This window comes from Eubacterium sp. ER2, assembly GCF_000765215.1.
Classification (GTDB): Bacteria; Bacillota; Clostridia; order Lachnospirales; family Lachnospiraceae; genus Claveliimonas; species Claveliimonas intestinigallinarum.
In genome coordinates, this window is sequence record NZ_JPJE01000010.1 from 59,634 (window position 1) to 85,303 (window position 25,670).

21 protein-coding genes are annotated in these 25,670 nt (G+C 55.9%); 18 read left to right on the forward strand and 3 right to left on the reverse strand.

Annotated elements, in window-relative coordinates; translation table 11 throughout:
* Positions 1-20: 20 nt before the first annotated feature.
* From dapA to NI21_RS0104745, 10 genes are all read left to right on the forward strand, one after another.
* The gene (dapA, locus tag NI21_RS0104700) at positions 21-911 is read left to right on the forward strand and encodes a 4-hydroxy-tetrahydrodipicolinate synthase (protein WP_033125089.1); all 891 of its coding nucleotides are present in this window, start codon (positions 21-23) and stop codon (positions 909-911) included.
* A gap of 125 nt (positions 912-1,036) precedes the next feature.
* Entirely contained in the window at positions 1,037-1,795 is a 759-nt protein-coding gene (dapB, locus tag NI21_RS0104705) for a 4-hydroxy-tetrahydrodipicolinate reductase (RefSeq protein ID WP_033125090.1), read from the forward strand.
* Positions 1,796-1,832: 37 nt separating this feature from the next.
* Entirely contained in the window at positions 1,833-3,785 is a 1,953-nt protein-coding gene (locus tag NI21_RS0104710; protein WP_033125091.1) for a fructose-bisphosphatase class III, read from the forward strand.
* A gap of 89 nt (positions 3,786-3,874) precedes the next feature.
* Positions 3,875-4,117: a hypothetical protein gene (locus NI21_RS0104715; RefSeq protein WP_052083940.1), complete on the forward strand. Its 243-nt coding sequence runs from the start codon at positions 3,875-3,877 to the stop codon at positions 4,115-4,117.
* 99 nt (positions 4,118-4,216) lie between these two features.
* Entirely contained in the window at positions 4,217-5,005 is a 789-nt protein-coding gene (gene hisA / locus NI21_RS0104720; protein WP_033125092.1) for a phosphoribosylformimino-5-aminoimidazole carboxamide ribotide isomerase, read from the forward strand.
* 117 nt (positions 5,006-5,122) lie between these two features.
* Entirely contained in the window at positions 5,123-7,699 is a 2,577-nt protein-coding gene (gene secA / locus NI21_RS0104725; protein WP_033125093.1) for a preprotein translocase subunit SecA, read from the forward strand.
* Positions 7,700-7,739: 40 nt separating this feature from the next.
* Positions 7,740-8,844, forward strand: a protein-coding gene (gene prfB, locus NI21_RS0104730) for a peptide chain release factor 2 (protein ID WP_138303505.1) whose coding sequence is annotated in 2 segments (ribosomal slippage) — positions 7,740-7,814 and positions 7,816-8,844 — 1,104 coding nt in all. Because the reading frame shifts where the segments join, the coding sequence is not laid out codon by codon here.
* 12 nt (positions 8,845-8,856) lie between these two features.
* Positions 8,857-10,077: a homoserine dehydrogenase gene (locus NI21_RS0104735; protein WP_033125095.1), complete on the forward strand. Its 1,221-nt coding sequence runs from the start codon at positions 8,857-8,859 to the stop codon at positions 10,075-10,077.
* A 13-nt stretch (positions 10,078-10,090) separates the two neighbouring features.
* Positions 10,091-11,305: a cofactor-independent phosphoglycerate mutase gene (locus NI21_RS0104740; protein WP_033125096.1), complete on the forward strand. Its 1,215-nt coding sequence runs from the start codon at positions 10,091-10,093 to the stop codon at positions 11,303-11,305.
* A 19-nt stretch (positions 11,306-11,324) separates the two neighbouring features.
* Positions 11,325-12,539, forward strand: coding sequence for an aspartate kinase (locus tag NI21_RS0104745; protein WP_033125116.1), 1,215 nt, complete (start codon positions 11,325-11,327; stop codon positions 12,537-12,539).
* A gap of 12 nt (positions 12,540-12,551) precedes the next feature.
* Here the strand turns inward: NI21_RS0104745 and NI21_RS16015 are convergent, their stop codons facing one another.
* On the reverse strand, positions 12,552-12,971 hold the full coding sequence (locus NI21_RS16015) for a helix-turn-helix transcriptional regulator (protein WP_052083942.1): 420 nt from the start codon (positions 12,969-12,971) through the stop codon (positions 12,552-12,554).
* Positions 12,972-13,089: 118 nt separating this feature from the next.
* Positions 13,090-13,533 (reverse strand): CYTH domain-containing protein, encoded by a 444-nt coding sequence (locus NI21_RS0104755; protein ID WP_033125097.1) that lies wholly within the window; start codon positions 13,531-13,533, stop codon positions 13,090-13,092.
* Positions 13,534-13,686: 153 nt separating this feature from the next.
* On the opposite strand from NI21_RS0104755, the gene NI21_RS0104760 reads away from it, so the two are divergent.
* From NI21_RS0104760 to NI21_RS0104795, 8 genes are all read left to right on the forward strand, one after another.
* The gene (locus NI21_RS0104760; RefSeq protein WP_033125098.1) at positions 13,687-14,238 is read left to right on the forward strand and encodes a DJ-1 family glyoxalase III; all 552 of its coding nucleotides are present in this window, start codon (positions 13,687-13,689) and stop codon (positions 14,236-14,238) included.
* 133 nt (positions 14,239-14,371) lie between these two features.
* Entirely contained in the window at positions 14,372-15,658 is a 1,287-nt protein-coding gene (gene tig, locus NI21_RS0104765) for a trigger factor (RefSeq protein WP_033125099.1), read from the forward strand.
* 36 nt (positions 15,659-15,694) lie between these two features.
* Positions 15,695-16,279 carry an ATP-dependent Clp endopeptidase proteolytic subunit ClpP gene (gene clpP / locus NI21_RS0104770; protein ID WP_033125100.1) on the forward strand — a complete coding sequence of 195 codons (585 nt, stop codon included), beginning with the start codon at positions 15,695-15,697 and terminating at the stop codon, positions 16,277-16,279.
* 126 nt (positions 16,280-16,405) lie between these two features.
* Complete coding sequence (gene clpX, locus NI21_RS0104775; RefSeq protein ID WP_033125101.1) at positions 16,406-17,665, forward strand: ATP-dependent Clp protease ATP-binding subunit ClpX; 1,260 nt, start codon at positions 16,406-16,408, stop codon at positions 17,663-17,665.
* A gap of 85 nt (positions 17,666-17,750) precedes the next feature.
* Positions 17,751-20,093, forward strand: a complete 2,343-nt coding sequence (gene lon, locus NI21_RS0104780; protein ID WP_033125102.1) for an endopeptidase La — start codon at positions 17,751-17,753, stop codon at positions 20,091-20,093.
* Between the two features lie 16 nt (positions 20,094-20,109).
* Positions 20,110-20,712 (forward strand): ribosome biogenesis GTP-binding protein YihA/YsxC, encoded by a 603-nt coding sequence (gene yihA, locus NI21_RS0104785; protein ID WP_033125103.1) that lies wholly within the window; start codon positions 20,110-20,112, stop codon positions 20,710-20,712.
* Between the two features lie 22 nt (positions 20,713-20,734).
* Complete coding sequence (gene ytvI, locus NI21_RS0104790; protein ID WP_081957976.1) at positions 20,735-21,931, forward strand: sporulation integral membrane protein YtvI; 1,197 nt, start codon at positions 20,735-20,737, stop codon at positions 21,929-21,931.
* Positions 21,932-22,060: 129 nt separating this feature from the next.
* A complete protein-coding gene (locus NI21_RS0104795; protein WP_033125104.1) occupies positions 22,061-24,715 on the forward strand; it encodes a heavy metal translocating P-type ATPase in 2,655 nt (884 codons plus the stop codon).
* A 146-nt stretch (positions 24,716-24,861) separates the two neighbouring features.
* On the opposite strand, the gene NI21_RS0104800 is transcribed toward NI21_RS0104795, so the two are convergent.
* The gene (locus NI21_RS0104800; RefSeq protein ID WP_033125105.1) at positions 24,862-25,374 is read right to left on the reverse strand and encodes a ferritin; all 513 of its coding nucleotides are present in this window, start codon (positions 25,372-25,374) and stop codon (positions 24,862-24,864) included.
* Positions 25,375-25,670 lie beyond the last annotated feature (296 nt).

Sequence of the window (25,670 nt, forward strand, 5' to 3'; positions counted from 1 at the left end):
TTAAGGGCAGGAGGAAAACTATGGCTATTTTTACAGGCGCAGGAGTAGCGCTGGTTACTCCGTTTCATGAAGACGGAAGCGTGAATTTTGATAAACTGGATGAGCTGATCGACTATCATTGCGAGAACGGGACGGACAGTCTGATCATCTGCGGGACTACGGGAGAGTCATCCACTTTATCAGAAGAGGAACATATGGAGTGTATCAAATTCGCGGTGGAGCGGACGAAGCACCGCCTTCCCGTGATCGCGGGCACAGGCTCCAATGCTACATATACGACTATCGATATGTCAAAGGAGGCCGTGGAGGACGGCGTGGATGGACTGCTCATCGTGACCCCCTACTACAACAAGGCTACTCAGAACGGACTGATCGCCCACTACAAGGCCGTGGCCGCCGAGGCCAAGGCACCCATCATCATGTACAGTGTGGCCAGCCGGACAGGGCTGAACATCGCCCCGGAGACAGTGGCTACCCTGGTGAAGGAGGTTCCCAACATTGTGGGCGTGAAGGAGGCCTCCGGCAATATCAGCCAGGTGGCGAAGATCATGAGCCTGACAGACGGCAATCTCGATCTCTACTCAGGAAATGACGACCAGATCGTGCCTCTCCTCTCCCTGGGCGGAAAGGGTGTGATCTCGGTTCTGTCAAACGTGGCTCCGAGGGAGACCCACGACATCTGCGCGAAGTTTTTTGCGGGCGATGTGAAGGGGGCCTGCGAGCTGCAGGTGAAGGCCATCCCCCTCATTGAGCAGCTGTTCTGCGAGGTGAACCCCATCCCGGTGAAGAAGGCTGTGAACCTGATGGGAATGGAGTGCGGCGGACTGCGCATGCCTCTGACAGAGCTGACGCCGGAGCACGAGAAGAGCCTGGCTCAGGCCATGAGAGATTTTGGTATCAAACTTGCATAAAAAGGCGGACAGAGGCAGAAAGGCTGTCCCCTGCAGGGAAGAGCAGGGGCCTTTCTGCCTTTTCTGTCCTGCCGGCTTCTGAATCTATCTACGACTTGAACACATACACAAGGGAGGAAAACAATATGGTAAAAGTGATCATGCACGGATGCAACGGAAAAATGGGACAGGTCATCACCAGAATGGCGGCCTCTGACCCGGAACTTAAGATCGTGGCCGGAGTGGACGCAAGAGCCCAGGCTCTGAACGACTATCCGGTATTCGGGGATATCAGCGACTGCGACGCGGAGGCGGATGTGGTCATCGACTTCTCCAACGCGGCGGCTGTGGATCACCTGCTGGACTGGTGTCAGGAGAAGCAGATGCCGGTTGTCCTGTGCACTACCGGCCTGTCTGAGGAGCAGCTGAAAAAAGTGGAGGATGCGGCAAAGAGGACGGCGGTCCTCAAGTCAGCCAACATGTCCCTGGGAGTGAATCTGCTCATGAAGCTTCTGCAGGATGCGGCGAAGGTGCTGGCCCCGGAGGGCTTTGACATGGAGATCGTGGAGAGGCACCACAACCAGAAGGTGGACGCCCCCAGCGGCACCGCCATCGCCCTTGCGGACGCCCTGAACGGCGCTCTGGAGGAGGACTACGAGTACGTCTATGACAGGAGCGGCCAGAGAAAGAAGAGAGACAGCCATGAGATCGGCATATCGGCTGTACGGGGAGGCACCATCGTGGGCGAGCACGAGGTGATCTTTGCCGGGGAGGACGAGGTCATCGAGTTTAAGCACACAGCCTACTCCAAGGCCCTCTTTGCCAAGGGAGCTGTGGCTGCCGCCAAGTTCCTGGCGGGAAAGGGACCCGGCCGCTATGACATGTCGGACGTGATACAGCTGTAGCAGGGGAAGCCCCACTCTCTCACGGAGGAAATAAAATATGGAAGAACTGAAGCTGAAATATCTGGAGAGACTCTCAGACCTCTACCCCTCCATCGCCAAGGCGTCCACGGAGATCATCAACCTGCAGGCCATCCTGAACCTGCCCAAGGCCACGGAGCATTTTCTGACAGATATCCACGGGGAGTACGAGGCCTTTGCCCACGTCCTGAAAAACGGATCCGGCTCCATCCGGCGCAAGATAGGAGACGTGTTCGGCAACACCTTAAGCGCCCGGGACAAGCAGTCCCTGGCCACTCTGATCTACTATCCCAGGGAGAAGATGGACCGGATCCGGCGTGAGGAGGCGAACATGGAGGACTGGTACAGGATCACCCTTTACCGGCTCATTGAAGTGTGCAAGTGCGCCATGAGCAAATACACCCGGTCCAAGGTGCGCAAGGCCCTGCCGGAGGATTTTGCCTACGTGATCGAGGAGCTGATCACAGAGAAGCCGGACCTGCGGGACAAGGAGTTCTACTATAACGCCATCATAAGCAGCATCATTGAGACGGAGAGGGCAGAGGAGTTCATCGTGGCGCTGAGCGGCGTCATACAGAGGCTGACAGTGGACCATCTGCACATTGTGGGGGACATTTACGACAGGGGCCCGGGTCCCCACATCATCATGGACCGGCTGATGCAGCACCACTCGGTGGACATCCAGTGGGGCAATCATGATGTGCTATGGATGGGAGCCGCAGCGGGACAGAGGGGCTGCATCGCCAACGTGATCCGGATCTGCGCCAGGTATGGAAATCTGGACATACTGGAGGACGGCTACGGCATCAACCTGCTCCCCCTGGCATCCTTTGCCATGGACACCTACGGGGATGATCCCTGCGCCTGCTTTGCCCTGAAGGGGAGAGGAGGTGCTACGGCCCGTGAGCAGGAGATGGAGAGGAAGATGCACAAGGCCATCTCCATCATCCAGTTCAAGGCGGAGGGCCAGATCATCCGGAAAAATCCGGGCTTTAAGCTGGAGAAGAGAAACCTTCTGCATCAGATTGACTTTGAGGCCGGCACCATCGAGATAGAGGGCCGCACCTATGAGCTGCTGGATAAGAATTTCCCCACAGTGGACCCGGCTCACCCCTATGCCTTCTCCCAGGAGGAGGCGGACATCATGGACCGGCTGGAGAAGGCTTTCCTGAACTGCGAGAAGCTGCAGGCCCACATGCGTTTTCTGCTGAACAAGGGCGGGCTGTACAAGGTCTACAACCAGAACCTGCTCTACCACGGGTGCGTGCCCCTGAATCAGGACGGCACTCTGAAATCGGTGCGCATTTACGGCCGGGCCTACAAGGGGAAGGCCCTCTACGAGGTGCTGGAGAGCTATGTGAGAAAGGGGTTTTTTGCTCTGGACAAAAAGGAGAGGGAGCGGGGAAAGGATATGATGTGGTATATCTGGCTCCACGAGAATTCCCCTCTCTTTGGCAAGGACAAGATGGCCACCTTTGAGCGGTATTTCCTGGCCGAGAAGGAGACCCACAGAGAGAAGAAAAATCCCTACTACGAGCTGCTGGAGGACGAGGCCGTGGTGAACCGGATCCTGCGGGAGTTCGGGCTGCCGGAGGAGGGAACCCACATCATCAACGGCCATGTGCCGGTGAAGTCCAAGGCAGGGGAGAGCCCTATCAAGTGCGGGGGCAAGGTGCTTGTCATCGACGGAGGCTTTTCCAGAGCCTACCAGAAGGAGACGGGAATTGCCGGCTACACCCTCATCTACAACTCCTACGGCCTGATCCTGGCGGCCCACGAGCCCTTTGAGTCCACGGAGGCGGCCATAGAGAAGGAGAGCGACATCCACTCGGACAGCATTGTGGTGAAGAGGACTCTGGCCCGCAAGACAGTGGGAGACACGGACATCGGCCGCAGGCTGAGGGAGCAGATTCAGGATCTGAACGAGCTCCTTGGCGCCTACCGGAGCGGCCTGATCCCGGAAAAGCTTTAAAAAAGGAAAAATTTCCCCTGCGGGGATGTGCATAAAACAGCTTTAACTGCGGATAGTATCTAAAGAAAACAATGAAAGGGAGAAATGCTATGAAACAGTTAAAAAAAGGTATTCTTTTATTTTTATGCATGATGTCCTTCGCCTCTCTGACAGCCTGCGGCAGTGACAGCAGCGACAATGGGGCGGTGAAGCAGGAGGACGATACGATGAACGACGCCACAGACGGGACGAGAGACGAGGGCGTTCTGGACGAGGCGGGAGATGAGGTTCGGGATGAGGCGGATGATATGGCCGATGAAGTCCGGGACGGCATGGAGGATATCAAGAATTAAAGACAATGAGCGAAAGAAGCCACAGGTGGATTTTTTTCTCCGCCTGTGGTATTATAATTCAGCAGATTAAAGGAGCAAAGCGTAGGCAGGAGGAAGACTATGAAATTCAGACCGTGCATCGACATACATAATGGCAAAGTGAAGCAGATCGTAGGCGGAAGCCTGCGGGACGAGAGGGATCGGGCGGAGGAGAATTTTGTCTCCGAAAGATCCGCGGCCTTCTATGCGGAGCTGTTCCGCAGGGACAACCTTAAGGGGGGACATGTGATCCTGCTCAATCCGCCCTCCTCGCCGTATTATGAGGCGGACAGGCAGCAGGCGGCCGCGGCTCTTTCAGCCTGGCCGGGAGGGCTCCAGATCGGCGGCGGCGTCACCGCGGACAACGCCGCTTCTTATATAGAAGCGGGAGCCAGCCATGTCATCGTCACCTCCTATGTGTTCAAGGATGGCGAGGTACAGTGGGGCAATCTGGAAAAGCTGGCGGACGCGGCGGGAGCCGGGCATGTGGTCCTGGATGTAAGCTGCAGAAAGAAGGACGGAAAGTACTATATTGTGACGGACCGCTGGCAGAAATTTACCAAGGTGCAGCTCAGCGAGGAGATCCTCTACTGGATGAAGGAGTACTGCGATGAATTTCTCGTCCACGGCGTGGACGTGGAGGGGAAGGCTTCCGGCGTGGAGGACGCTCTGGTGGAGATGCTCTCCGCTGTCCAGGGCATCCCGATTACATATGCAGGCGGCATCAGCAGCCTGGAGGAGCTGGAGCGTTTCCGGCAGCTGAGCGGCGGGAAACTGGATTTCACCATCGGCAGCGGCCTGGATCTCTACGGTGGATCCATCCCTTACGAGGAAGTAAAAAATTACAGTGAGGCAGACCAAGCCAGGTAAAAGCGAAAATATGACAGGTCTGTGAACATTATGAACACTTTATAAACATGTTGAATTGGCCGGATGATAGTGTTAGAATGTGGAATAGAGTAATTTTTTTGGATAAGGAGTAATACCATGGGTTTAATAGAAAAAATATTCGGTACACACAGCCAGAATGAGCTGAAGCGCATCTATCCCATCGTGGATCACATCGAGGCCCTGGAGCCGGAGATGAAGCAGCTCTCTGACAGTGAACTGAAGGATAAGACGCGGGAATTCAAGGAGCGTCTCTCAAAAGGCGAGACTCTGGATGATATACTTCCGGAGGCTTTTGCTGTTGTGAGGGAGGCGGCTGCCCGCGTGCTGGGCATGCGTCACTACAGGGTACAGCTCATCGGCGGTATCATCCTCCATCAGGGGCGTATTGCGGAGATGAAGACAGGTGAAGGAAAGACTCTCGTTTCCACCCTGCCCGCCTACCTGAACGGACTGACAGGCGAGGGCGTCCATATCGTTACAGTCAACGACTATCTGGCAAAGCGTGACGCGGAGTGGATGGGACAGGTGCATGAGTTCCTGGGACTGACTGTGGGCGTTGTCCTCAACGGCATGGACAATGATGAGAGGAGAGCCGCCTACGCCTGCGACATCACTTACGTGACAAACAACGAGCTGGGATTTGACTACCTCCGTGACAATATGGTGATCTACAAGGAGCAGCTGGTGCAGAGAGGACTGAAGTTCGCCATCATCGACGAGGTGGACTCCGTGCTCATCGACGAGGCCCGTACTCCGCTGATCATCTCCGGCCAGAGCGGCAAGTCCACAAAGCTCTACGAGGCCTGCGACATTCTGGCCCGCCAGCTGGAAAAGGGTGAGGCCAGCGGAGAGTTCTCCAAGATCAACGCCCTCATGGGAGAGGAGATCGAGGAGACGGGAGACTTTATCGTCAATGAGAAGGAGAAGAACGTCAACCTGACGGAGGAGGGCGTCAAGAAGGTGGAGAAATTCTTCCACATCGAGAACCTGGCAGACCCGGAGAACCTGGAGATCCAGCACAATATCATCCTGGCCCTGCGGGCCCACTATCTCATGTTCCGCGATCAGGACTACGTGGTGAAGGACGACGAGGTGCTCATCGTGGATGAGTTCACGGGCCGTATCATGCCCGGACGCCGTTACTCTGACGGCCTCCACCAGGCCATTGAGGCCAAGGAGCACGTGAAGGTGAAGAGGGAGAGCAAGACCCTGGCCACCATCACCTTCCAGAACCTGTTTAATAAATACGCGAAGAAGAGCGGTATGACCGGTACCGCCCTGACCGAGGAGAAGGAGTTCCGCGAGATCTACGGTATGGACGTTGTGGAAATCCCCACCAACATGCCGGTGATCCGTGTGGATATGGAGGACGCCGTCTACAAGACACAGAGGGAAAAATTCCGGGCTGTCTGCGATGAGGTGGAGCGGGCCCACGCGAAGGGCCAGCCGGTCCTTGTGGGAACCATTACCATCGAGGTGTCCGAGCATCTGAGCAGCATGCTGAAGAAGCGGGGCATCAAGCACAATGTGCTGAATGCCAAGTACCATGAGCTGGAGGCAGAGATCGTGGCCCAGGCGGGACAGCACGGGGCTGTCACCATCGCCACCAACATGGCCGGCCGTGGTACGGATATCAAGCTGGATGACGAGGCCAGAGCGGCCGGTGGACTGAAGATCATCGGCACAGAGCGGCATGAGTCCCGCCGTATCGACAATCAGCTCCGGGGACGTTCCGGACGTCAGGGAGACCCGGGTGAGTCCAGATTCTACATCTCCCTGGAGGACGACCTGATGCGCCTGTTCGGCTCCGAGCGCCTGATGAACGTGTTCAACGCACTGGGTGTGGAGGACGGAGAGCAGATCGAGCACAAGATGCTCTCCAGCGCCATCGAGAAGGCCCAGGAGAAGATCGAGAGCAACAACTTCGGTATCCGTAAGAACCTGCTGGAGTATGACCAGGTTATGAACGAGCAGAGGGAGATCATCTACGAGGAGAGGCGCAAGGTCCTGGACGGGGAGAGCATGCGCGACTCCATCTACCATATGATCAACGAGTATGTGGAGAACCTGGTTGACACAGAGATCTCCGCGGATCTTGATCCGGAGGAGTGGAACCTGACAGAGCTGAACGTGACGCTGAAGAACACCATCCCCATGATCGAGGCCGTCACCCCCGACGATGTGAAGAAGATGGACCAGAAGAAGCTGAAGCACTTCCTGAAGGAGAAGGCTGTCAAGGCCTACGAGATGAAGGAGTCGGAGTTCCCGGAGCCGGAGCATTTAAGAGAGGTGGAGCGGGTTGTTCTCCTGAAGGTGATCGATGCCAAGTGGATGGACCATATCGACGATATGGATCAGCTTCGCCAGGGTATCGGACTGCAGGCCTACGGCCAGCGTGACCCGAAGGTGGAGTACAAGATGCTTGGCTACGAGATGTTCGACGAGATGACGAAGGCCATCACCGCCGATACCATCCGCACCCTGTTCCACATCAAGATCGAGCAGAAGGTGGAGAGAGAGCAGGTTGCCAAGGTGACCGGAACCAACAAGGACGATACATCTGTGAGAGCTCCCAAGAAGAGGGCGGAGAAGAAGATCTATCCAAACGATCCCTGCCCCTGCGGAAGCGGAAAGAAATACAAACAGTGCTGCGGGCGCAAGCAGAGTGCATAGGCAGCAGGAAATAGAACATAATGAAAGAGGTGAAGGATAAGTGGTCGTACTGGATCAGTATAAAAGTGAACTGAGTGCCTACGAGGAGCCTCTTGCCGGAATGAGGGATTCACTTTGACGTCCCTGGCAAGGAGAAAAGGGTAGAGGAGCTGGAGCGAAAGATCGAGGAGCCCGGCTTTTGGGATGACACGGAGAAGTCCCAGCACGTGATGAAGGAGCTTAAGGACCTGAAGGACCTGCTGGACACGGTGGAAGGACTGAAGAGGGCTTACGAGGATATAGAGGTTCTCATCGAGATGGCGGAGGAGGAAAACGACGAGTCTGTCCTCCCGGAGATCGCGTCGGAGCTGCAGCAGTTCACGGAGAGCTTTGAGGCTCTCCGCATACAGACGCTGCTGTCGGGCGAGTATGATGGGTGTAATGCCATTGTCACCCTTCACGCGGGAGAGGGAGGCACGGAGTCCTGCGACTGGACCGGCATGCTCTACCGGATGTATACCCGGTGGGCGGAGAAAAAGGGGTACAGCATCCAGGTACTGGACTATCTGGACGGAGACATCGCGGGCATCAAGAACGTCACCTTTGAGGTGAACGGCATGAACGCCTACGGGTATCTGAAGTCCGAGAAGGGAGTCCACCGCCTTGTGCGCATTTCCCCCTTCAACGCGGCGGGAAAGAGACAGACCTCTTTTGCCTCCTGCGATGTCATACCGGACATGGAGGACAATGTGGGGGACATCGAAATCCCCGATGATGAGCTGAAGATCGATACCTACCGGGCCAGCGGGGCGGGCGGGCAGCACGTCAATAAGACATCGTCGGCCATCCGCATTACCCACCTGCCCACAGGGATTGTGGTGCAGTGCCAGAATGAGAGGTCCCAGCACCACAATAAGGAGAAGGCTATGCAGATGCTGAAGGCCAAGCTGAAGCTGCTGAAGGAGCAGGAGCAGGCGGAGAAGGTATCTGATATCCGGGGCGAGGTGAAGGAGATTGGATTTGGCAATCAGATCCGGTCCTACGTCATGCAGCCCTACACACTGGTGAAGGACCGACGGACAGGGGAGGAGAGCGCCAACGTCTCCGCCGTACTGGACGGGGATCTGGATCCGTTTATGAACGCATACTTAAAGGCACAGCAGTAAAAGGGAGGAATTATGGTAAAGATAGCAGTACTTGGTTATGGAACAGTGGGATCCGGTGTGGTGGAAGTGCTCCGGACTAACCAGAAGGTCATAGACGAGAGGCTGGGAGAGGAGCTGCGCATTAAATATGTGCTGGATCTGCGGGATTTCCCGGATGACCCGGTGCAGGAGCTCATCACCCACGACTTTGAGGATATTGTGAATGACGACGAAGTGAAGATCGTGGTGGAGGTCATGGGCGGCATTGAGCCCGCATATACATTTGTGAAGCGCTCCCTGGAGGCAGGGAAGAGCGTGGCCACCTCCAACAAGGCCCTGGTGGCAAAGCACGGCGCAGATCTTCTGAGGACGGCAAAGGAGAAGAATGTGAACTTCCTCTTCGAGGCCAGCGTGGGCGGCGGTATTCCCATCCTGCGTCCCCTCCACTCATCCCTCACCGGGGATGTGATCGAGGAGATCACAGGTATCCTCAACGGGACTACCAACTATATGATGACAAAGATGTTCTACGAGGGTGCTGACTATGACGAGGTGCTGGAAGAGGCTCAGGATAACGGGTTTGCCGAGCGCAATCCGGAGGCGGATGTGGAGGGCTATGACGCCTGCCGCAAGATCGCCATCCTCTCCTCCATCATCTCCGGAAAGCAGGTGGATTTTGAGGATATCTACTGCGAGGGCATCACAAAGATCACGGCGGAGGATATGAAGTACGCCAAGGCCATGGGTATGACTATCAAGCTTTTGGCCACCTGCAAGAGGGACGGCGGGAAGCTGAACGCCATGGTGGCTCCCTGTCTGCTGCGGGCGGAGCATCCCCTCTTTTCCGTCAACGGCGTGTTCAACTCCATCTTTGTCCACGGCAACATGCTGGGGGACGCCATGTTCTACGGAAGCGGTGCCGGCAAGCTGCCTACAGCCAGCGCTGTGGTGGGCGATATTGTGGAGGAGGCCCGCAATCTGGACCGCAACCTGGGCGTGATGTGGAGCAGCGAGAAGCTGACCCTGGAGGACCGCAGAGACGTGGAACGCCGGTTCTTTGTCCGGGTGAAGGGAGACAGAGAGGAGCTGCAGGAGCAGGTGGCAGCGGTCTTCGGCATGGTTCAGTTCGTCCAGGCGGAGGGCCTGTCCGGCGAGTTCGGCTTTGTGACGGAGAAGATGCCGGAGGGAAGCTACGAGGAAAAGGCAGAGCGGTTTGGCGGGCAGATCCTTGGCATGATCCGGGTGGAGGAATAGAAAGGAAGGCGCGATGAAATATATAGTTGTTCTTGGAGACGGAATGGCCGGCTGGCCCCTGGAGGAGCTGGGCGGGAGGACGACCCTGGAGGCGGCCTCCACCCCTGCCATGGACCGGCTTGCCAGGGAGGCGGAGATCGGGACGGCCTCCATGGTGCCGGAGGATATGGCGCCGGGAAGCGACACGGCCAATCTGTCCGTCATGGGGTATGACCCGAAGATCTACTACACAGGCCGCTCCCCGCTGGAGGCTCTCAGCATCGGCGTGGATATGGCGGACGACGACGTGTCCTTCCGCTGCAACCTGGTGACCCTGTCCGAGGAGGAGGACTCCTACGAAGACAGACATATGGTGGATCACAGCTCAAGCGAGATCTCCACGGAGGATGCGGGCGTCCTTCTGGAGGCCCTGAAGCAGGGACTGGCCAGGGAGGGCTATGCTTTTTACAGGGGAACGAGCTACCGCCATCTCCTCGTGTGGAGCCACGGGAAGGTGACAGAGCTGACGCCCCCTCACGATATACTGACAAAGCGGGTGGGAGACTATCTGCCCCAGGATCCGGTGCTGCGGGAGATGATGGAGAAGAGCTATGAGATCCTGTCCGCTCACCCTCTGAATATAGAGCGGAAGAAAAGGGGACTGCACCCGGCGAACTCCGCCTGGTTCTGGGGCGCCGGAACCCGACCTGCCCTCACCTCCTTTGAGGAGAGGACGGGAAAGCGGGGCGTCATGATCTCAGCTGTGGACCTTCTGAAGGGCCTGGCCGTGGGAGCTGACATGGACCGCGTCCTCGTGGAGGGAGCCAACGGCGGTCTTGACACCAACTACGAGGGAAAGGCGGACGCGGCGGTAAAGGCCCTTCTGGAGGACGGATACGATTTTGCCTACGTTCATGTGGAGGCGCCGGATGAGATGGGCCACCAGGGCAGCGCATCAGATAAGATCAAAGCTATCGAGTATCTGGACGCCAGAGTCATAGGGCGCATCACCGGCGGACTGGACGCGGCAGGTGAGGATTACCGGATCATGGTGCTGCCGGACCATCCCACACCCATCCAGGTGCGGACCCACACAAAGGATCCGGTTCCCTACATGATCTACGACAGCCGCAGGCCCTTTGAGGGCAGCGTCCATACATACGGGGAGAGCGCTGCCAGGCGCAGCGGTCTTGCCTGGCCGGAAGGGTTCCGGCTCATAGACCATCTGCTGGAGCTGGATGAAAGATAAAGGAAAGAGAGAAGAGAAGATGCTGATTGTAAAGAAATTCGGCGGGACTTCCGTCGCTGACAAGGACAGGATCTACAATGTGGCCCAGCGCTGCATTGAGGATTACAGGGAGGGACACGACGTGGTGGTGGTGCTATCTGCCATGGGAGATACCACGGATGACCTGATCTCCCTCGCAAGATCCATCAATCCTGAGCCGAAAAAGAGAGAGCTGGATATGCTCATGACAACGGGAGAGCAGGTATCAGTTGCGCTGATGGCCATGGCTATGGACGCCATGCACGTGCCGGCGGTCTCCCTGAACGCCTTTCAGGTGAAGATGAACTCCACCTCCCGCTACGGCAATGCCAGATTTAAGTCCATTGACACTAAGAGAATCCGCCACGAGCTGGACTCCCGGAAGATCGTTATTGTCACCGGGTTCCAGGGAGTGAACAAGTACGAGGATATCACCACTCTGGGAAGAGGTGGCTCTGACACCACAGCGGTGGCCCTGGCGGCTGTCCTCCATGCGGACAAATGCGAGATCTACACAGATGTGGACGGAGTCTACACGGCGGATCCGCGGGTTGTGAAGACTGCCAGAAAGCTGGACGCCATCACCTACGATGAGATGCTGGAGCTGGCCACGCTGGGAGCGAAGGTACTGCACAACCGGTCTGTGGAGATGGCCAAAAAATACGGGGTTGAGCTGGTGGTCAGATCCAGCCTGAACCGCAGCGAAGGAACGATTATCAAGGAGAAAGTAAAGATGGAAAAAATGTTAATTACAGGCGTTGCAGCCGACAAAAATACAGCCAGGATCTCTGTCATCGGTGTGGAGGATAAACCGGGCATCGCCTTCAGGATCTTCAACACGCTCGCCGCAAACAATATCAACGTGGATATCATCCTCCAGTCTGTAGGAAGAGAGGGGACAAAGGACATCTCCTTTACAGTGGCCGAAGATGAGCTGAAACGGGCGCTGGAAATCCTGGAAGAGCACAAGGAGGCTCTGACGATCCAGGAGATTACATACAATGCAAAGGTGGCAAAGATCTCTGTTGTGGGAGCCGGCATGATGAGCAATCCGGGTGTGGCTGCCAAGATGTTTGAGTCTCTCTACAATTCACGTATCAACATCAACATGATCTCCACATCAGAGATCCGCATCACAGTGCTGATCGACGAGAAGGATATTGACGAGGCCATGAACGCAGTGCACGAGGGCTTCGCCCTCGCCCTTGTAGAGTAGAGCAGGGGCGGATCAGGGATTTTTAAAGAAAATACGGGAAAGACTGAAGAATTTCTCTCTTTCCGAGGGTGGGAGAACGCGGAGTTTAGTGATAAATTCCGCTTCTTCTTTTGTCAGACAGAACAGGCACATATCCTCTTCGTATCCGCTCCCCTTTTCGCCGTAGGGCGGCTGCTCCTCCATGACTATGGCGTTCCCGGCATACCTGGTTGGAAAGGCGGACAGATCCACGCCCAGGAGTACATCCACAGAGACGTGGTAGAGGGCGGAGAGGCGCAGAAGAGTATCCAGGCCGGGTGTCCGCTTCGCGGCCTCGTAGTTGGAGTAGGCCTGCCTGGATATGTTCAGAAGAACAGCCAGGTCATCCTGGGTCCTGCCGGTCATGGTCCGCAGAAATTTTAGATTGTTGGCAAGATACTGGATGCTGGCCATTGCTGTACCTCCGTCGTTTTTTTGTAACACATAGTATAGCAATTAACCAGATCCGTGGATCCTTATGCAACGAAACGTAGCTGAAACGACAATAAAAGCAACAGATTGTTGCGGAAAATCAGATCTGACTTAAGGTGCTGTTGTGATAGAGGGCGGAGAAGGTCACATCTTCCCCGAACCAGTCCGGCGGGCAGAAGTCCTCTGCCATCTCCCGGGTGGGAAACTCCACCTCCGCCAGCACAAGAGGCGCCAGGTCTCCTTTGAAGACATCCAGCTCGATAAAGAGGCCCTCCTCCAGGGGGATCACATGGCGGACCTTCTCGATGAGACGGCCGTCGATCTTTGCCTTCAGATGCTCGTAAGCCTCACGTGTCAGGGGAAGGTTGTACTCCTCCCGCTCCATCAGGCCCTTGGATTTGTAGGTGAGTATATAGTCGTCATTGTCCCTGCGGATGCGGACCACAGGGGCGGTGCAGAGATACCCCTGTTCGATGACGCGGGTTTTCTGTATGTCCAGGCCGGAGGGGATCTCCGGGATCAGATATTTGCGCTCGATTTCCATAATCAATACGATCTCCTTTCCTTGGCGGCGCCCGGTGGGCGCTCCGCTCTTATACTTATATAAGATAGCGTAAAAAACGAAAAATGTAAATGAATTGCTTTTTGAGAGGCAGTCTGCTACTATAACAATATGGAAAAAAGAGGAGGAATTGCAATGAAAAAAGCAGCAGTGTTACTTGCAGATGGTTTTGAAGAGATTGAGGCGCTCACGGCAGTGGACCTGCTTAGGCGCGCGAGGATATATGTGGACACTGTCTCCATATCGGACGACTACATGGTGGCGGGCTCTCACGGCATCAATGTGCAGACGGAGGATCTGTTCGATGAGGTGAATTTTGACGAATTTGACATGCTGGTCCTTCCCGGAGGCATGCCGGGCACCACGAACCTGGAGGCTCACCCGGGCGTGAAGCAGGTAGTGAGGGCCTTCTGCGAGGGCGGAAAGTATGTGGGCGCCATCTGCGCGGCACCCAGTATTCTGGGGAATATGGGCCTTTTAAAAGGAAAGCGGGCCATCTGCTACCCATCCTTTGAGGAGAAGCTCTCCGGCGCCGTGCTGGTGAAGGCGCCTGTAGTCCAGGACGGCAATATCATCACGAGCCGGGGAATGGGAACAGCCATTGACTTCGGACTGAAGCTGGTGGAGGTTCTGTCCGACAAGCTGAAGGCGGACGAGGTGGCGGAGTCCATTATTTATCTGAAATAAAGCTGGCTATTTTTACACGTTTGTGTTATACTCTTTAAATGAGTGTATGCAGAATTGCCTGCCTTGCATACTTTTCTGGGAAGAGGCGCTTTGTGAGGGCCCACGGCAGGTTAGAAACAGGAGGAATATTTTCATGAGTTTACAGGTAGAGAAATTAGAGAAAAACATGGCAAAGCTGACCATCGAGGTTTCTGCTGAAGAACTTGAGAAAGCGCTTCAGACCGCATACAACAGACAGAAATCCAAGATCAGCATCCCGGGCTTCCGCAAGGGAAAGGTACCGCGCCAGATGATCGAGAAAATGTACGGAGCTGAGATCTTTTACGATGACGCTGCAAACGCGCTGATCCCGAAGGCATATTCCGATGCCTACGACGAGTGCGAGCTGGAGATTGCCTCCCAGCCGAAGATTGACATCGTTCAGATCGAGAAGGGCAAGCCGTTTATCTTTACAGCAGAGGTTGCTGTGAAACCGGAAGTGACACTTGGTGAGTACAAGGGACTGAAGGTTGACAAGGTCTCCAACCGCGTGACACAGAAGGAGATCGACGCAAAGCTTCAGGAGGAGGCTGAGAAGAACGCGAGAACTATCACAGTTGAGGACCGTCCGGTACAGGATGGAGACGAGGTGATCCTGGACTTTGAGGGATTCGTTGACGGCGAGGCCTTCGAGGGAGGAAAGGGAGAGAACTATCCGCTGACCATTGGTTCCGGTTCCTTTATCCCGGGATTTGAGGAGCAGCTTATCGGCGTGAATTCCGGCGAGGAGAAGGAAGTAAAGGTTACCTTCCCGGAGGATTACCACGCAGAGGATCTGAAGGGGAAAGAGGCTGTGTTCAAGTGCACCATCCATGAGATCAAGGCGAAGGAGCTGCCGGAGATCGACGACGAGTTCGCGGCAGAGGTTTCCGAGTTTGACACATTAGATGAATACAAGGCAGACATCAAGGCAAAGATCAAGGAGCAGAAGGAGTCTGAGGGCAAGACAAAGCAGGAGAACCAGGCAGTGGAGCAGGCTATCGCCAATGCCACAATGGAGATCCCGGACGCCATGATCGACACCCAGGCAAGACAGATGCTGGATGACTTTGCCAGAAGGATGCAGCAGCAGGGCCTGACTATGGAGCAGTACTGCCAGTTCACAGGACAGACAACAGACAAGATGCTTGAGGATCTGAAGCCCCAGGCTGTGAACCGCATCCAGACACGCCTTGTCCTGGAGGCTATCGCAAAGGCTGAGAACATTGAGATCAGCGATGAGAAGCTGGACGAGGAGATTAACAAGATGGCCGAGATGTACAAGATGGAGGCTGACAAGCTGAAAGAGTACATGGGCGAGGAAGAGAAAAAACAGATGAAAGAGGACATGGCTGTACAAGAGGCAGTAACCTTCCTGGTGGAGAACGCCGTTACAGAGTAAGTGGACAGCCGTGGCATATAGACAGGAGGAATTTGCATGAGTTTAGTACCTTATGTCATTGAACAGACCAGCCGTGGAGAGCGCTCCTACGACATTTATTCCAGACTTTTAAAGGACAGGATCATTTTCCTTGGAGAGGAAGTGACAGATGTGTCCGCAAGCGTTGTTGTGGCACAGCTTATGTTCCTGGAGGCTGAGGATCCGGAGAAGGATATCCATCTCTACATCAACAGCCCGGGCGGATCTGTCACAGCGGGAATGGCAATTTACGATACCATGCAGTATATTAAATGTGATGTGTGCACATACTGTATCGGTATGGCGGCAAGCATGGGATCCTTCCTCCTTGCCGGGGGAGCAAAGGGCAAGAGGTTTGCCCTGCCACATTCAGAGATCATGATCCATCAGCCCTCCGGCGGAGCACAGGGACAGGCGACGGAAATCCAGATAGCAGCCCAGCATATCCAGAAGACAAAGGATACCCTGAACAGGATCCTTGCACAGAACACAGGGCAGCCGCTGGAGGTCATCTGTGCCGATACGGACCGCGATAATTTTATGTCGGCTGAAGAGGCCAAGGCATACGGATTAGTGGATGAAATTATATCAAGCCGTAAATAAGACCGGGGGCGGGCGTACCGGGAGAATAACCTCCTGGTATGCCGGTCCTTCGTTTGTGTTCAAGGACCGGAGCGATTTCGGGAGTATCCTCTGGTCACTTGAAAATTGATAAGATGAGGTGAGAGTATGGCAGGAAGAAATGACGACCAGATCAGATGCTCGTTCTGCAACAAGCCCCAGTCACAGGTTCGAAAGCTGATTGCAGGACCGGGAGGCGTGTACATCTGCGATGAGTGCATTGACGTGTGCGCCGAGATCATGGAAGAAGAATTTGAATATGAAAATACCAGAAATATCAATCCCTTTGACGATATCAATCTGCTGAAGCCGGAGGAGATCAAAGCCTTCCTGGACGACTATGTCATCGGCCAGGAGGAGGCGAAGAAGGTATTGTCTGTTGCAGTATATAATCACTATAAACGGATCATGGCCCAGAAGGATCTGGGGGTGGAGCTGAAGAAGAGCAACATCCTCATGCTGGGGCCCACAGGCTGTGGTAAGACGCTGCTGGCCCAGACGCTGGCCAAGATCCTCAACGTGCCCTTTGCCATCGCGGACGCCACAGCCCTGACAGAGGCGGGCTATGTGGGCGAGGATGTGGAGAACATCCTGCTGAAGATCATCCAGGCCGCTGACGGAGATATCGAGAGAGCCGAGTACGGCATCATCTATATTGACGAGATTGACAAGATCACAAGGAAGTCAGAAAATCCCTCTATCACCAGGGATGTGTCCGGCGAGGGTGTGCAGCAGGCGCTCCTGAAGATCATTGAGGGCACTGTGGCAAATGTGCCTCCCCAGGGAGGGAGAAAGCATCCCCACCAGGAGCTGATCCAGATAGACACCACCAATATCCTGTTTATCTGCGGCGGAGCCTTTGAGGGACTGGAGAAGATCATTGAGAAGAGGATCGATCAGAAGTCCATTGGCTTTAATGCGGAGATTGCTGCAGGACATGAGGACGACATTGACCGGCTCTTAAAGCAGGTGCTTCCCCAGGATCTGGTGAAGTTCGGGCTGATCCCTGAGCTGGTGGGACGTCTTCCGGTGACGGTATCGCTGGAGATGCTGGACCGGGATGCCCTGATCCGCATCCTGACGGAGCCAAAGAGCGCTATTGTCAAGCAGTACCAGAAGATGCTGGAGCTGGACGGCGTGGAGCTGACCTTTGACCAGGATGCCCTAGAGGCTATTGCGGACACATCGCTGAAGAGGAAGACCGGTGCCAGAGGGCTCCGGGCCATTATGGAAAATATTATGATGGATACCATGTATCATGCCCCATCTGACGAGACGCTGAAGACATGCCGCATCACGAAATCCGTGGTGAACGGCACAGGCAAGCCGATCTGCGGACATGATGATCTGAGAATTGAAAGTGCTTAAAAGTGCGTGAACGGGGCGGGTGCAGAGTGATTGCGCCCGCTTTTTGCAATGCGCTGTGAAAATATACAGGACAGGAGAAGACGAAATGACGGATAGAGAAATAATGAGCCTCCCCATGGTGGCCCTGCGGGGGATGACGGTGATGCCTGAGATGGTGACCCATTTTGACGTCAGCAGGGAGCGCTCCATTGAGGCCATCGAGGAGGCCATGCAGGAGGAAGGCCAGAAGATTTTCCTGACGGCCCAGAGAGATATAGAAGTGGAGGAGCCGACGGCGGCGGACCTGTACGAGGTGGGGACGATCGCTTCCATCCGGCAGGTCATCAAGCTGCCCAGGAACCTTCTTCGGGTTCTGATCTCCGGGGAGGAGAGGGCGGTCATCCGGCGAGTGGAGTTTGAGACGCCCTACATGCGTGCCGAGGTGAGTCCCCTGCCGGACAGCGGGGAGGAGCCGCTGGAGGCTGCGTCGGACCAGGTGAGCCAGGAGGCTATGACGAGGGGCCTGAAGGAGATCTACGCGGAGTACGCAGGCCGTTTGCCCAAGTATCCCAAGGATATGCTGAAGCAGGTGCAGGAGTACACGGAGCTGGCCAAGGTGGTGAACTGGATCGCTGCCAACGTGCCCCTGGAGCAAAAGGACCTGCAGGAGCTCCTGGAGGAGACGGATCTTCTGAAGCGCTACCAGCTGCTGGCCTTCAAGCTGGTGAACGAGATGCAGATCATGAACATCAAGGAGGAGATCCAGACCAAGGTCCGGGAGAGGGTGGACCAGAACCAGCGGGAGTACATCCTGCGGGAGCAGCTAAAGCTGATCCGGGAGGAGCTGGGGGAGGAGAACACCATCTCCGACGCCGAGGAGTTCCAGGCCGCGGCGGACAGACTGCAGGCCTCCGACGAGGTGAAGGAGAAGCTGCAAAAGGAGATAGGACGTTTCAAGAGCACCCTGAACAGCCCGGCGGAGAACGGCGTGATCCGGACCTACATCGAGACCATGCTGGAGATGCCCTGGGACAAGGCTGTGGAGGATCACAGGGACATAGCCTACGCCAGGCAGGTGCTGGAGGAGGACCACTACGGACTGGAGCAGGTGAAGGAGAGAGTGCTGGAGTTCCTGGCTGTGCGGGCCCTGACGAGAAAGGGAGAGAGCCCCATCCTCTGCCTGGTGGGACCTCCGGGAACGGGGAAAACCTCCATCGCCAGATCCCTGGCCCGGGCGCTGAAGAAGCCCTACGTGCGCATCTCCCTGGGAGGCGTGCGGGACGAGGCGGAGATCAGAGGCCACAGGAAGACCTACGTGGGAGCCATGCCGGGGCGCATCGCGGCGGGCATCCGCAGCGCCGGGGTGAAAAATCCCCTCATGCTGCTGGACGAGATTGACAAGGTGAGCAACGACTACAAGGGGGACACCTTTTCCGCCCTTCTGGAGGTGCTGGACAGCGAGCAGAACTACCGCTTCCGGGACCACTACCTGGAGGTGCCACTGGATCTTTCCGAGGTCCTCTTTGTGACCACCGCCAACACCCTGCAGACCATCCCCAGGCCCCTTTTGGACCGGATGGAGGTCATCGAGGTGTCCAGCTACACGGAGAACGAGAAGCTCCACATCGCCATGGAGCACCTGATCCCCAAGCAGCTTGAGCGCCATGGCCTGAAGCCGGAGCAGCTCTCTATCAGCCGCGGGGCTGTCTGGAGGATGGCCCGGAACTACACAAAGGAAGCGGGCGTGCGCCAGCTTGAGAGGGAGATCGGAAACATCTGCCGGAAGGCGGCCAGAGAGATCCTGGAGGGGAAGAAGGAAAAGGTCCGTGTAACCGAGAGCAATCTGCACAAATATCTGGGCAACGAGAAATATACATACCAGAAGGCCAACCTGACGGATGAGGTGGGCATCGTGCGGGGACTCGCCTGGACCAGTGTGGGCGGCGACACCCTGCAGATCGAGGTCAACGTGATGCCCGGGAAGGGTGAGCTGATCCTGACAGGCCAGCTGGGGGACGTGATGAAGGAGTCCGCCCGCACCGGCATCAGCTACATCCGTTCTGTGGGGAGCCGGTATGGCATTGCGGAGGATTTCTTTGAGAACCATGACATCCACATCCACATTCCTGAGGGCGCGGTTCCTAAGGACGGCCCCTCCGCCGGCATCACCATGGCCACGGCCATGCTCTCCGCAGTTACAGGACGGAAGGTCCGGGCGGATGTGGCTATGACAGGGGAGATCACCCTGCGGGGAAGAGTCCTGCCCATCGGCGGACTGAAGGAAAAGCTGCTGGCGGCCGGAAGCGCAGGTATGAAGACGGTTCTTGTGCCCAAGGAGAACGAAAAAGACGTGGCAGAGCTCTCCGCAGAAATCACAAAGGGGCTGAAGATCATCCCTGTGTCCCACATGGAGCAGGTGCTTGAGGAAGCGTTTGTAAAAGAAGAGTAAACAGAGGAATAAAGCTATGATCATAAAAAATATTAATCTGGAAACCGTGTGCGGCATCACAAGCAGACTGCCGGAAAACGACAAGCCGGAGATCGCGTTTGCGGGGAAGTCCAATGTGGGTAAATCCTCCCTCATCAACGCCCTCATGAACCGGAAGTCCTACGCCAGGATATCGGCCACGCCGGGAAAGACTCAGACTATCAATTTTTACAACATCAACGATGAGATGTATCTGGTAGACCTGCCGGGATACGGCTACGCGAAGGTGTCCCAGCAGGAGAAGGAAAAATGGGGGAAGATGATCGAGAGATACCTCCACGGCTCAAAGCAGCTGCGGGCAGTGTTTCTCCTTATCGACATCCGCCACGAGCCGTCGGCCAACGACAAGATGATGTACGACTGGGTGGTGAGCCAGGGCTATAACCCTATCATCATCGCCACCAAGCTGGACAAGCTGAAGAGAAGCCAGGTGGACAAGCATGTGAAAATGCTCCGGCAGGGGCTGAAGCTGGTGCCCGGTACAAGGATCATCCCATTCTCATCGGTGACGAAACAGGGGAGAGACGAGATCTGGGAGCTCGTGGAGACAGAATTCCTGGACAGGGGAAAAGAAGAATAAATGCTAAGAGAGGTGGAGAAAAATGGGGACAAATGAAGGGGACGCCGTGAAGGACAACAGGCCCTACTGGAAGGTGATCGTTAGCCTGGCCTTCAGCCTGATCGGGACAATTTTGTTTATCTATGTGGGCGTGAGGGCGCTGTTCTATTTCATGCCCTTTGTGATCGGATGGTTTTTGTCTTTTATCGCCAGCCCCCTTGTAGTATGGCTGGAGAAAAGACTGAAGATCGTCAAGAAGCTGGGCTCCGCCATTATCATCATCGTGGTGCTGGCGGCCTGTATCGGCCTGATCTATTTTGCCATCAGCAGGATATGGGGAGAAATCAGCTCCCTCATCCAGGATTTCCCGTCCATGTACAGGGATCTTGAGAGAGGCTTCCGTCAGATCGGGGAGAGGACCTCCCAGCTCTCCCAGCTGCTTCCGGACAATGTGCAGGAGGGACTGGATGCGGTGGCTGCTAACCTGGATGAGACCATGAGCGGCATCATCAGCACCATAAGTGAACCCACTGTGGAGGCGGCGGGCAACTTTGCCAAGCGTATCCCCTCCATCCTGATCTCCTTCATTGTCACTATCATCTCCGCCTATTTCTTTATTGCTGACAGAGAGAGCATTATCGTCTGGGCGAAAAAGATTTTCCCGGATCCCATTGTGGAGCGGATGACTATGGTGACGGACAACCTGAAATATGCGGTGGGCGGGTATTTCAAGGCGCAGCTCAAGATCATGGCAGTAGTGTTTGCGATCCTGCTGGTGGGATTTGGGATCATGGGCGTACATTTTTCCATCCTGCTGGCCATCGGTATCGCCTTCCTGGATTTCCTGCCCTTCTTCGGGACAGGCACCGCACTTCTTCCCTGGGCTCTCTATGAGCTCCTGACAGGTGACTACCGCAGGGTGGTGGCTCTGGCTGTGCTCTACGCTGTGACTCAGATCGTGCGGCAGCTGATCCAGCCCAAGCTGGTGGGGGACAGCATGGGTATGAATCCCCTCTTTACCCTGGTGCTGCTATACGCTGGATATCGGGCCGGCGGCATCCTGTGGATGATCCTGGCGGTGCCCATCGGCCTTCTTGTGGTCAATCTTTACAAGGCGGGAGCCTTTGACTATATCCTGGACGATGTGAAGATCCTGGCAGACGGGATCCTGAGCCTGAGGTGCCAGGAGCCGGCAGACAGCGGGACGAACGAGGGATCCGAGAATGTGGAAGGAAAATAAAAATGAGAATGCTTTTCGAAAAAAGCTGAAAAAGGTATTGCAATACACCGTACCGGGGTATATAATAACACTGAAAATACCAATAGGGGGTATAAAGGCAGCATTTGAAGAAAGTAGGTGACCCTGGTAATGAAAAAAGAAAAATATAACGTAACCGGCATGACCTGTGCAGCCTGCCAGGCAAATGTGACCCGGTGCGTGCAGAAATTAGAGGGCGTGGAGGACGTGAACGTGAGCCTCCTGGCGAATCAAATGACAGTGGACTATGATGAGACGAAGCTGGACAGCGGGGCTATCGTCCATGCTGTCGAGGGGATTGGCTACGGAGCCTCCCCTGCGGATGCTGTCCCTGACGAGAAGGGCGGAGGCTTCCGCAGCGAATGGGAGACCCGCCAGAGCAGAGCCCAGGAGGAGCGCCGCAGCATGAAGGTGCGGCTGATATCCTCCGTCATCCTGCTGGTTCCTCTGATGTACGTGGCCATGGGCCCCATGATAGGACTTCCCGTGCCCGGCATCCTGACCGGCATGGAGAACGCCATGATCTCGGCCCTGACACAGCTCATCCTGACTGTGCCTATCCTTGTGCTGAACCGGAAATTCTACAAGGTGGGGCTGAAGGCGCTCATAAAGCGGGCTCCCAACATGGACTCCCTTGTGGCCATCGGCTCAGGGGCTTCCCTGATATACGGCCTCTTTGCCATGTACCGCATGGCCTGGGGCTTTGGACACCAGGATATGGCTCTGGTCCACGAGTACGCCCACGCCCTGTATTTTGAGTCCTCCGCTACGATCCTGACCCTTGTGACAGTGGGAAAATACCTGGAGGCAAGATCCAAGTCAAAGACCTCCGACGCCCTCGGGAAGCTGGTGGACTTAGCGCCCAAGACAGCGATTATTATAAAGAATGGCCAGGAGGTGACTGTGCCTGCGGAGCAGGTGGCAGCCGGAGACATCGTGGTCATTAAGCCCGGCGGCAGCATCCCTGTGGACGGTGTCGTGACAGAGGGCGCCGGGTACGTGGACCAGGCGGCCATCACCGGGGAGAGCATCCCGGTGGAGAAGCTGCCCGGGGATACAGTCATCTCGGCCACGATCAACAAAAACGGGACCTTTCGGTTCCGTGCGTCCAAGGTGGGAGAGGACACTACTCTCTCCCAGATCATCCGCCTTGTGGACGAGGCTGGCAACTCAAAGGCGCCCATCGCCAGGCTGGCGGATAAGGTCAGCGGCGTCTTCGTGCCGGTGGTCATCTGCATTGCCATCCTGACAGCCATTGTGTGGATCGCGGCGGGGCAGGACTTTGAGTTTGCCCTCTCAAACGCCATCGCGGTGCTCGTCATTTCCTGTCCCTGTGCCCTTGGCCTTGCCACTCCGGTGGCTATCATGGTGGGAACCGGAAAGGCGGCGGAGTACGGCATCCTTATCAAGTCGGCGGAGAGCCTGGAAAATCTCCACTCCATCGACACGGTTATCCTGGATAAGACCGGCACCATCACGTCCGGACACCCGGAGGTGACGGACATAGAAGTCCTGGATCCATCCATGAGCCGGGAGGAATTCCTGGCCCAGGCAGCTGCCCTGGAGGCGGGGAGCGAGCATCCCCTGGCCCAGGCAGTGGTGGAGAAGGCGAGAGGAGACGGCGTATCCCAGACAAAGGCAGAGGATTTCCAGGCCCGGACAGGGCGGGGCGTGTCAGCCCTTATCTCCGGAAAGGCATGGCTGGCCGGCAACCTGGCCTTCATGAAAGAGGAGAAGGCAGTGGCATCCCCGGAAGAAGAGGCTTCCGTGCAGGAGCGGATGGAGCGGTACGCCTCCCAGGGCAAGACGCCCCTTCTCTTTGCACGTGACGGGCAGGCGGCCGGCATCATCGCAGTGGCCGACACAGTCCGGGAGACCAGCCGGGAGGCCATCCGGAGGTTCAAAGAGATGGGCCTTACGGTGGTCATGCTGACAGGGGACAACAAGGTGACGGCGGAGGCTATCCGGAAGGAGCTGGACATCGCCGAGGCCGTGTCCGACGTGCTCCCCACAGAGAAGGAGGCCTGCGTCCGCTCCTGGCAGGAGAAGGGACATAAGGTAGCTATGGTGGGGGACGGCATCAACGACGCCCCGGCTCTCACAAGGGCGGATATCGGCATCGCCATCGGAGCGGGTACGGACATTGCCATCGAGTCGGCGGATGTGGTGCTGATGAAGGACTCCCTCCAGGACGTGGTGACAGCCATCAAGCTGAGCAGAGCGGTCATAAGGAATATCCATATGAACCTGTTCTGGGCGTTCTTCTACAATATCCTCGGCATCCCTGTGGCGGCGGGAGCTCTGTTCCCGGCCTTCGGACTGCGCTTAAGCCCCATGATCGGCTCCGCGGCCATGAGCCTCTCCTCCGTGTGCGTAGTGACCAACGCACTGCGGCTGCGGTTCTTCAAGCCGGCCCGGACAGGCCGGACAGACGGACCGAAGGCAAGGGCAGAAGACGGAGAGAAGACAGACCATATGACAGCGAACATTCCGGAGGACTCCGGTTTGGACAGTAAAAATGAGCAAAGTGACGAGAAAGGAATGGTAACGATGAAAAAGACACTGGTAGTAGAAGGTATGATGTGTGAGCACTGCAAGATGCACGTGGAGAAGGCTCTGGCGGGAGTGGCAGGCGTGGACAGCGCCCAGGTGGATCTGGAGAAAAAGACAGCCACTGTCTCCATGACAGAGGACGTGGCTGACCAGGTGCTGATGGACGCGGTGAAGGAAGCCGGATATGAGCCGGTGAGCTGCACAGCACAGTAGAGGAAGCATATAAGCCAGCATACGATAGACAATCAGACGGCGCAGACCCTTCCGGGAGGAAAGGCTGCGCCGTCTGTCATCCTATATGGACTTGTCTTGCATGTATGCAGGTGCCGCACAGGCTGCGGTTCCTGACGCAGGGCTTACTACAGTACCAGTGAGGGAGCCGCATAGGTCCGTCCGCCCAGCTCCTGATCCAGCATATAGAGACTCTTGGCATCGTCCCCGAAGAGCTCCATCTTTTTGATCAGGTCGCTTGCATTTGTCTCCTCCTCACCCTGCTCCTTGACGAACCAGTCCAGGAACTGCATAGTGCGGAAGTCTTTCACCTCGTAGGCAGCCTCATAGATGTTGTGGATGAGGCCGGTCACATACTGCTCATGGGCATATCCCGCCTTGAGAGCGTCCATTTTCTCCTTCAGCTCGGCCTCCGGCTTGTCGATGGCTTCCAGAGTGACGGGTACGTCATTGTTCTGCATATACTGGATGAAGAGCATGGCGTGGTCTCTCTCCTCCTGAGCCTGCACATTATACCAGTTGGCAAATCCGTCCAGTCCCAGATCTTTATAGAAATTAGAAAAACTCAGGTACAGGTAGGCGGAGTAGAATTCCTTGTTTACCTGTTCATTTAACAGCTTTGCTACTTTTTCATTTAACATATAAAAGCATCTCCTTTTGTGTCCGCATCTCCCGTAGGGGAGGCTGCTGTATTTTCCGCCTATAAGTATAGCTCTGTCAGGCGGAAAACTCAAGACCGGATATACATGGCTCTGATACAGAGTGAAAAAAATGGAGAAATATGGTATGATGACATGGATAGCAGACAGAACAAAAAGTACAGGATAAAATATAAGACAGAGGGTATAGCAATTTGGTGATATGTCAAGAGGTGATAAAAAAAGATTTCAATGAAAACAGATAAAAAAGGGTACAACAAATAGGCCTGCGACAAAAC